We start from the raw sequence: 9,082 nt of genomic DNA on the forward strand, positions 1-9,082 counted from the left end.
GGGATTAATGGGCCGGGGCTGCGACGGGGTCTAGCAAGGTGCGACCGCCATCAATTGTCAGAATTTGTCCGGTGATGAAACCGGCCGCGTCCGAGGCCAGGAACTGCGCCGTCTCGGTCAGTTCATTTGGGGCCGCGATCCGGGCCAGGGGCGTATGTTTCTCGATATCGTTGCGAAAGTCCCGATTTTCCTTGAGCGTGGACTGCAGCGAGGCGCTCATGACCGATCCCAGCGCGATGGAATTGACCCGGATCCGTTTTGGGGCAAGGGCAACGGCCAGCGAACGTGTCATCTGATCCAGCGCGGCGGTGGATACGGAATAGGCCATCAGATCGGGGTGGGTGCGCCGCGCCGCGATTGAAGACAGGTTAATGATCGACCCGGCGGGTCCTTCGTCAGTGTCGCCTGCCTGTTTTATCATGCGTTTGGCGACCGACTGGCTTAGGCGCAGCGCAGGCATCAGGTTCTGATTGAGCAGCATGCGCACGGAATCGTCGTCCGCATCCAGCGGATCAGACGGGATCACCTGCCGCGCGCCATTAATCAGAATGTCCACCTGATCAAACGCATCAAGCGTGGCAGACAGCAGGTTCGCGATGGTCAGCTTTTCCCGAAGGTCGCCGGCGAAAAACCGGATGTTGCTGTCATCGGCCTGTTCGCCAAGTTCGTCGGACAGCCGTTTTTCGTCCATGTCGGCAAACATGACATTGGCCCCGGCATCCGCAAAATGGCGCCCGATGGCCAGCCCGACACCATTGGCGCTGCCTGTGACAATGGCGGTCTTGCCAGCTATGGAAAAGGACATGCGTTGTCTCCTGATTTGCGGCGCAGGTTAACCGGGATCACCGTCGAGGGCGAGAGGCGTGAAACACCTTGAACCGATTGTCACCGGACACCTCGTGAACCTGTGCGAAATTCTCGGCCAGCGTGACCTCGTAGGGTAGGTGGCGATTTGCGACCATCCACAGATTGCCGCTCCGGGTCAGGTTTCTAGCTGCGGATTTGATAAAGCCCTGACCCAGTTCAGGGTCGGCGGCGCGCAATGTGTGGAACGGAGGGTTCATGATCACTGTGTCCAACGGTTCCGGCGCGTTCCACGTGACGGCGTCGGCCCAGTGGAACTGCGCGCAGGTCTCGGCCAAATTGGCGCGTGCGCAGGTAAGGGCAATCTGATCGGCCTCGACCAGATGTAACGCGCGCGGATTGGCGGCCTTTAACGCACCTGCCGCGAGATACCCCCAGCCAGCGCCCAAGTCAGCGATCCTTGCGCCTAGCTTTTCGGGCAATGCATTCAGCAGCAGGGCTGAGGCAGGGTCTATCCCATCAGCAGAGAACACGCCGGGCGCGGTCTGAAAACCATCGACTGTCTGGTTGTCCGGGGCGGCCCAGTCGGCAAAAGCCTCGCGCTCGGATTGGAACCAGAATATCTTGCCGTGTGCCTTGGCGATGGGCCCCTCGACGTCAACGCGTTTGCGGATGTCTTTCAGCAGGCTGTCGACACCGTCGGTTTTGGCACCGTCTATGACAATCAGTCCGCTTGCCCGCTGACAGGCCTGATGCACCATGCTGCGCGCCAGCGCCTTGGCGCGGGGCAGGATCACGATGGCATCCTGACAAGGGTCGTGGGCGTCCGGCACGGCGGTAAAGCCCTGTCCGGCAAAGTGGTCGTGAAACGGTTTGAATGGCTGCACCACCTGCGTTTCACGCGGCAGGGCCGACAGATCGCTGTCGGATGTCGGCCCAAGCACGCTGAGTGGTTGCGAGAGCTCAAGGCCGCTTTGCAGGGCAAGATCAAGACGAGGGGACATCGGCAAATATGAGAGAGAAGGCTAAGGCGGCCTTACTCTTCCCGTTCCATTGTGCATTGCAGGGGGTGCTGGTGCCTGCGGGCAAAGTCCATGACCTGGCCCACTTTGGTTTCGGCGATCTCATGGCTGAACACGCCAACCACGGCGACGCCTTTCTTGTGAACGATTAACATGATTTCGAACGCCTCGGCATGGGTCATGCCAAAGAAACGCTCCAGCACATGCACCACGAATTCCATCGGCGTGTAGTCGTCGTTCAGAAGCAGTACTTTGTACAACGGCGGGCGCTTGGTTTTAGGGCGCGTCTGTACCAACAGCGACGGATCATCGTCGTTGTCCGGTTGGTCAGACATCATCCATTTGTGTTCAGTCATTGCGCCTTTGTCCGATTCAGGCTTCGGTTTGTCTGATCGGTTATATAACGTGCATGGGGCCAGAGAAAAGAGCCAGCGGGACGTAATCGAAATGGAAAAAGCGCTGACCACAATCGGGTTCGACGCCGATGATACGCTTTGGCACAACGAGCGTTTTTTTAAACTGACGCAGACACATTTCACGGAATTGCTGGCCGATCACGCCGATCGCGATCACCTGTTGGATCGACTGCTTGCTGCGGAAAAACGCAATATCCGTCACTATGGCTACGGAATCAAAGGCTTCACCCTGTCGATGATCGAAACCGCTATTGAGGTGACCGAGGACCGTGTTCCAGCCTCGGTTATCCGCCAGTTGGTCGAAGCGGGGCAGGACATGCTGGCCCACCCGATCGAGCTGTTACCTCACGCGCGGGAGGCCATCGAAGCGGTGTCTGATACGCATCGGGTGATTCTGATCACCAAGGGCGACCTGATAGATCAAGAGAGAAAGCTGGCGCAATCGGGGTTGGGTGAGCTCTTCGACGAGGTCGAGATCGTGTCCGAAAAATCGGCTCAAACCTACCGTGAAATCTTTGCGCGACATGGTGAAGGTTGTGATTCTGCAATGATGGTGGGCAATTCGATGCGATCCGATGTTGTCGCCCCAATTCAGGCCGGGTGTTGGGGCGTCTATGTGCCCCATGGGTTGGTCTGGGAGATTGAAAAGGCCGAAACCCCTGCGGACAATCCGCGATATAGCGAACTGCGGGACTTGGGCGAACTTGCTGATCTGGTTCAGCGCCTAAGTTGATGTTGCCAATTGGCCTCAGTTTTCAAAAAACGAGACGGGATTTACGTTAAGGGGTTCAATTTGCGTGGATGTGGTAGGTCACGGACTGTGCGTGTCTACATGTAGTGCCGTTTCGGACTCTTAACAAAACAGCGAATTTGCACGCTTTCGGTTTATTTCATGGGGTCTCTGTGTTAGCCTTGTCAGTAATAAAATATAATGAGCGCTGACCGGGAAAACCCGGCGGCCTGAGGTAGACAGAGGCAAAGATCGTGCAGGTTCGGCGGACAGTTCCGGCCCGAATGGGCTTATTTCTTTTAGCATTATTGTGGCTGCTCTCCTTCGCGCCGTTGCAGGGATTTGCGGCACCATATGCGGCGATGGTCATCGACGCGCGGACAGGCGAGGTTCTGCATTCGCGCAATGCCGACACCCGATTGCATCCGGCATCTCTGACCAAGATGATGACCCTCTACATCGCGTTTGAGGCGGTGCGGAACGGTGAGATCACCTTGGACACGCCGGTTCGAATCACAAAAAAGGCCTCTTCCGAGCCCCCCTCTAAGTTGGGCCTGCGTACCGGGCAAACGATTGCGTTCCGATATCTGATCCGGGCAGCTGCGGTGAAGTCGGCCAATGATGCCGCCACGGCCATTGGTATCGCGATCAGCGGTTCCGAGGCGGCATTCGCCCGTCGCATGACGCGCACGGCCAAGTCGATGGGTATGAGCCGCACAACGTTCAAGAACGCGCATGGCCTGACGGAATCAGGTCACTTGTCGACCGCGCGGGATATGACCACGTTGGGTCGCCATCTGCTTTATGATTACCCGCAGTACTACAACCTGTTTTCGCGCCAATCCACACATGCCGGGATCAAGACGGTTCCAAACACGAACCGTCGTCTGTTGGCAGCTTACAAAGGTGCGGACGGGATCAAGACCGGATACACGCGGGCTGCTGGCTTTAACCTGGTTGCATCGGCCAAACGCAAGGACGAACGCATTATCGCAACTGTCTTTGGTGGCAAATCCGGCGCATCGCGGAATGCAAAAGTGGCGGAGTTGCTGGACATGGGATTCCGCCGCGCCCCCTCGCGTGCCCCGATCCGCAAGCCGGCCCGTCCCACCTATGCCGGGAACGCGGGATTGGGCGCAACCGTCGCGGCGCTGACCATTGCGCCAAAATCCAGCCTGCGCCCCGTACTGCGCCCCGGACCGGGTGCCGCAGTTCAGGTTGCTGGCGCCGTGGCTGAGACGGCTGCCAAAAATGGCACGCGTATCAAGGATGGTATCGCCGCGGCGATTGCGGCGGCCGACATCCAACCGTCTGGTGACGGGGACTCAACCCGTCCCGCGGCACGGCCGGCTGATTTGGTTCTGGCCTCGACTGATCCGGCAGCCCAGCCCGAACCCGAGCAAGAGATCGTCACCCGCCTGTCCACATCGGGCGGGCGACTATGGGGTGTGAACGTAGGCCGCTATACCACCCGATATGAGGCGGAAAAGATCTTACTGAAAACCGCTCTGTCGGAAATGACCACTCTGGAAGGCACGCTGCGCAAGGTAAACCAAAGCTCGCGCGGCTTCGACGCGACATTCCAGGGCATGACCCGCGAACAGGCCGATCTGGCTTGTCGCCGGTTGCAGGCCCGGAATGTCACTTGTTTCATGATCGGGCCGTCATAAGGCTCGGCATACTCTCCTGAATGGATCTGGGCTGCGAGGAAACTCGCAGCCTTTTTTTGTCAGTCGAAGACGTGGCCGTGTTCGTATTGTTCATCCTGACCTGCCGCCGCGGTCAGGGCGGCAACGTTATCCTTGGTAAAGAACCCGTCATAGTGGTGACAGCGCTCGATATACTCAGTGATCAACAGCGTATACTTCGAATGCTTTGAGAATATCTGCTTGAGGTTCGGATCGTCCTTACACTCGCCCACCACATGAGCCAGGAACGGCACACCTTCATCTTTGAGTGTGTTGACCACAAAATCGACGTTCTTTTCACCCGCGCCGTGGTCGCCGTCCTGAATCTCGATTGCCATGTGGTGCAGGCGACGGCCAAAGTTACGCACGAAGTCCTCGGTCGGCATCGGCAACTGTTCAAAGGAATTGACGAAAGAGGGCGTGTTGTTCGCGGTGAAGACCTTGGCGGGGGATCTCTTATCATCGTCGACATTCGCGTTCCGGTTCACATTGGTCGACGAGTTCATGTCAAAGATGTTGTACGCGCCCCAAAAGTAATAGGGCACCATGGTCAAAAACTCGAGGATCGCGTCCTCACGCTCACCAGCCAGAATGCGTGTTGCAAGGTGGTCGACCCCCAGCATCAAAGGCGCGATTTTGCTGTCTGCCCCGAATGCCGCCGCCTGATCCAGTCGCGCCTGTTCGTCATTGCTCAGCAATATCCGGTCACCCAAACCAAGGCTGTCGGTGTCGTTGAAATCCAAGGATGAGTAGCCAACCCTGTTACAGGTGAAATCGGACGGAGACGTAAATCTGAACCCGTCCGATGTGTAGAACGGGTTTTCGGTGTCTCCCTTGTACTCAAACCTGATGTTCTGATCTTCAAGCGTTTTGGTCAGGGTCTTGAGGTCCGTGGCGCCATAAACCTCTCCGACATAGCGGGTCTGGGGGGTGTTGCGGGCCAGCGGGTACATACGGTTGATGCGCGGGATAAAGTCTTCGAAGGTCGCGCTGAGCGGAGCCATGACGATCATCGCGGGATAATCGGAGTGCGAATGCAGCACCGCAAATTTGTGCGTCTGGCCCAGATAGCTGGCCGTATGCCGGTAGGGTGTCATGACATAAAGCTCGATCAGCGTGTCGAACATCGCGTCCGGTTCAACCTGAATGATGATCGCCTGCATCGCCCCGACCTGGTCGGCCACGCCCGAGCTTTGGCGGCGTTCGTAGATCATCGGCAGATATTGGTGAAAGAACTCAGAGTTCTTTTTGTCGCCGCGCGGTTCATAATTCATCAGATCAAAAGACATTGGCCAGCCTCCTTGCCTATACCGGTCCAGCATGGCGTTGCTTGGAATTGTGGTATTCAGAACATGCACTTGCTGGTCATGCTAGGGTCTGAATTCCGTGCAGGCAACAGTCAGAGGATAGATCGTCAGGTTTAAGGCCTTCTTTCTACCGAATGAATTTTGTTACCTCGACCCCGCCGTCGATCAAGGACGTGCGAACCGAACGGGCGATTTGTACCGCGGTTGGGCCATCGCCATGCAAGCAAATCGTGTCGATGGATGTCTCCAACCGCTGGCCGCTTTCGGTGATGATGGCACCTTCGCGCACCATGTTCAGGATGCGCGGTCCGGCAATTTCGGGGTCATGAATAACCGCGCCGGGCAGGCTGCGATCGACAAGGGTTCCGTCGTCGTTATATGCCCGGTCCGCAAAGATCTCTCCGACCCATTTGCAATCTAGCTCGCGCACGGCCTCTTCCTGTTTGGTGACGGCCAGTACCATGATGATGATGTCGGGGTCGACGTCGAGCGCGCCCTGATAACAAGCCCGCGCCATGTCGATATCGACCGAGCACATGTTGGCCAGCGCCCCGTGCAGTTTCAGGTGCCGCACTTCGGTGCCAACGGCCTTGGCCATGCCGATCGCAGCGCCCAGTTGGTAACGAACCAGATTGCGTAAGGAATCATGGGGAACTTTCATATTCCGCCGGCCAAATCCCTGCAGGTCAGGAAAGCCCGGGTGCGCGCCGATCCCGACGCCGTTTTCCGCAGCCAGTGTCATCGTTTTGGCCATCACATCCGGGTCGCCGGCGTGAAAGCCACAAGCGATATTGGCAGAGGTGATAATCTTAAGCAGATTTTCATCATCGCCCATATTCCAGGGGCCAAAGCTTTCGCCCATATCGGCATTCAGATCGACGCTTGGCATACGTGGTACTCCCTAGTCGGTGGCGGAGATCATTCCGCCGATCAATTGGTAGGACAAGAGGTTCGGGATGTCATGCGGATCGCGGACCAGCGGTTCGACTCGCATAGGTAGCCGGGCAAGTTCGGCATTGTGGGCGGTTTGCAGGGCTGTGGCCTCGTCCAGTGACACGAATTCGAACTTGATCCGCCCGCCCGCCGGGGTTTGTGCCGCGCGCGGAAGGTCACAAGGCAGAACCGTCGCGATACGGGGATAACCTCCAGTGGTCTGACATTCAGGCAACAGGATAAAGGGGCTGCCTGTTCCGGTCATCTGTATGTCACCGGGGGTAATGACCTCGGACAGAATGTTCAGCTGACCCTGAGCCGCGAAACCTTCGCCCTCGCTATCCAACTGCATCCCCATTCGGTTGGCCCGACTGCCACGCCGAAACTCGGTTTGCACAAAGCGGTCCAACGTTTCCTGATCGAACAGGGGGGTCTGAAAGCTGGCGATCACGCGTAGAACGCCACCCGAGAAGCGATCATCCGGGTTAAGCTTCATGCCCGTCACGCCTGATCCGTCGGCGACAGGCAATGTATCTCCGGTCTGAATGGTGCTTCCGATCTTGGCGGTCAAATGCGCTGAGCGTGATCCCAGAAAGGCTTCGGACGCGATCCCACCGCTGACATGCAGGTAGCCATAGGTCCCGCGCGTCGCAGCACCAATCACCAGCCGCTGCCCGGCTACCATCTGGTGCGACGCATTCCAGACCACAGGTGCGCCATCAATGCTGGCCTGCATCGGAGCACCTGTCAGAGCGATGCCGAGAGATTGCGTTGCCTCGAACTCGCCACCCATTCCCGCCATTTCCAAAGCGGCAAGTCCCGGGCTTTGACGCAGCAACGCTGCGCCCTCGTGCAGGGCCAGTTGGTCGGCGGCGCCGGATCGGGACAGCCCCTGATCCAGATACCCGACACGGCCCTGGTCTTGTATGGTGCAGGCCGGGCCAATGCGATGAACAATCAGACTCATCCCGCGATCTCCTCGCAGGTGGCCCCGCCTGAGCCGTCCGAGTTGTTGGCGCGGATGGTTTCCAGTTCGTCGCGCGAAACGGACAGGAACTGCATTTCATCCCCTGGCTTCAACGCAAAGCTCTGCGGTGCGTCGGGGCGAAAGCAGCGAAATGCGGTTTGGCCCACGTGCCGCCAGCCAGTCGGAGTGGGGCCCGAGAACAGTACGAATTGGGATATTGCCAACACCAAGGCCCCCTCTGGGACCATAGGCGTCAGTTCCTTCAGGCGCGGAATATTGAATTCAGGACCAAGCGGACCAAGGTACGGTTGCCCCGGTGCAAAGCCGATGGTCAATACGCGTACCTTTGTGTCGCTCAGCCGTCGAACGGCTTCCATGGAATCCAGCCCCGCCGCCGCCGCTGCCTCGTCCAGTTGCGGAGCAAGCTCGCCCCCATAAACTGTCGGGACCCGCCACAATTTTCGACCGGCAGGCAGTGGTGCCTCAAACCAATTTTGCTGTGCAAGTAGGTGTCGCACTCTATCTTGGACTTCAGCGCGAGGTAATTTGTCGGGATCGAACCTCAGGTAGGCCGATGCAAGCGATGCAGAGGTTTCGACAACACCGTTCCAGGATGCCGCGTCGATTGCGCCCCTAAAGGCCAGCGCCGCCCGGTTCGAGGGTTCGGCCATGGCATCGGCAAAGGAAACAAGAAGGCCGTCATAGCCTACGGTATTTATGCGTGGAAACATGTCGGCTGTATTGGTGGTCATTTCACGGCTAACCCGGGCATCTTACAGAGGCGACCACACAGCATCCCGGACTAATGCGCAAGCCCGGCGTGGGTAAAGACGCGCGGAATCTATACCTGAACTGAGTGCCGGCACGGTTTTTTGGGCCGATTCCGACTCATGGAATCGCTTCCGACTCGTTTGAGTCTTGTGGTGTGATTGGGTGCCCTGTCTATATATAGGGGTGCGCTTACTGGCGACGCGGACAGGTGTGGGTCCGACTTGTATTTCAACTGGTGAGATTGCTGTTCGAGGAGGCGGGTTGTGCGCCTTAAGATATTGATAAATATAGGTTAAGCGGAAAGATGGAAAAAAATCGCCCAGGACGTCATTTTCTGCTTGCGGACTTATGCGGTTATACTTAGAACCCCCTTCACCGGCGCTGCTGAGGCGGTGCTGACGGGTCGGAGAGACGGCCGGACGGGTTGGAGAGACAGCCGGACGC

Annotated in this window: 9 protein-coding genes; 2 read left to right on the plus strand and 7 right to left on the minus strand. The window is 57.9% G+C overall.

Annotated elements, in window-relative coordinates; genetic code table 11:
• Positions 1 to 4: 4 nt before the first annotated feature.
• The 3 genes from AC2FJF_RS14095 to clpS are packed head-to-tail and all read right to left on the minus strand — an operon-like array spanning position 5 to position 2,182.
• The gene (locus AC2FJF_RS14095) at positions 5 to 805 is read right to left on the minus strand and encodes an SDR family NAD(P)-dependent oxidoreductase (RefSeq protein ID WP_496725961.1); all 801 of its coding nucleotides are present in this window, start codon (positions 803 to 805) and stop codon (positions 5 to 7) included.
• A 37-nt stretch (positions 806 to 842) separates the two neighbouring features.
• The gene (locus AC2FJF_RS14100) at positions 843 to 1,808 is read right to left on the minus strand and encodes a class I SAM-dependent methyltransferase (RefSeq protein ID WP_496725962.1); all 966 of its coding nucleotides are present in this window, start codon (positions 1,806 to 1,808) and stop codon (positions 843 to 845) included.
• 32 nt (positions 1,809 to 1,840) lie between these two features.
• Positions 1,841 to 2,182 (minus strand): ATP-dependent Clp protease adapter ClpS, encoded by a 342-nt coding sequence (clpS, locus tag AC2FJF_RS14105; protein ID WP_058271961.1) that lies wholly within the window; start codon positions 2,180 to 2,182, stop codon positions 1,841 to 1,843.
• Between the two features lie 91 nt (positions 2,183 to 2,273).
• On the opposite strand from clpS, the gene AC2FJF_RS14110 reads away from it, so the two are divergent.
• Positions 2,274 to 2,975, plus strand: a complete 702-nt coding sequence (locus tag AC2FJF_RS14110) for an HAD family hydrolase (protein ID WP_496725963.1) — start codon at positions 2,274 to 2,276, stop codon at positions 2,973 to 2,975.
• Between the two features lie 281 nt (positions 2,976 to 3,256).
• Positions 3,257 to 4,642 (plus strand): D-alanyl-D-alanine carboxypeptidase family protein, encoded by a 1,386-nt coding sequence (locus AC2FJF_RS14115; RefSeq protein WP_496725964.1) that lies wholly within the window; start codon positions 3,257 to 3,259, stop codon positions 4,640 to 4,642.
• A 59-nt stretch (positions 4,643 to 4,701) separates the two neighbouring features.
• Here AC2FJF_RS14115 and AC2FJF_RS14120 read toward each other — a convergent pair whose 3' ends face one another.
• The 4 genes from AC2FJF_RS14120 to AC2FJF_RS14135 all read right to left on the minus strand — a co-directional run bounded on the left by AC2FJF_RS14120 (position 4,702) and on the right by AC2FJF_RS14135 (position 8,619).
• Entirely contained in the window at positions 4,702 to 5,949 is a 1,248-nt protein-coding gene (locus AC2FJF_RS14120) for a hypothetical protein (protein WP_496725965.1), read from the minus strand.
• A gap of 145 nt (positions 5,950 to 6,094) precedes the next feature.
• Complete coding sequence (locus tag AC2FJF_RS14125; RefSeq protein ID WP_496725966.1) at positions 6,095 to 6,856, minus strand: LamB/YcsF family protein; 762 nt, start codon at positions 6,854 to 6,856, stop codon at positions 6,095 to 6,097.
• Between the two features lie 12 nt (positions 6,857 to 6,868).
• On the minus strand, positions 6,869 to 7,867 hold the full coding sequence (locus AC2FJF_RS14130) for a 5-oxoprolinase subunit C family protein (RefSeq protein ID WP_496725967.1): 999 nt from the start codon (positions 7,865 to 7,867) through the stop codon (positions 6,869 to 6,871).
• Positions 7,864 to 8,619 (minus strand): 5-oxoprolinase subunit B family protein, encoded by a 756-nt coding sequence (locus AC2FJF_RS14135; protein WP_496725968.1) that lies wholly within the window; start codon positions 8,617 to 8,619, stop codon positions 7,864 to 7,866. Before AC2FJF_RS14135 ends, AC2FJF_RS14130 begins: the two co-directional genes overlap by 4 nt.
• Positions 8,620 to 9,082 lie beyond the last annotated feature (463 nt).

Source organism: Ruegeria sp. CDSB013 (assembly GCF_059611165.1).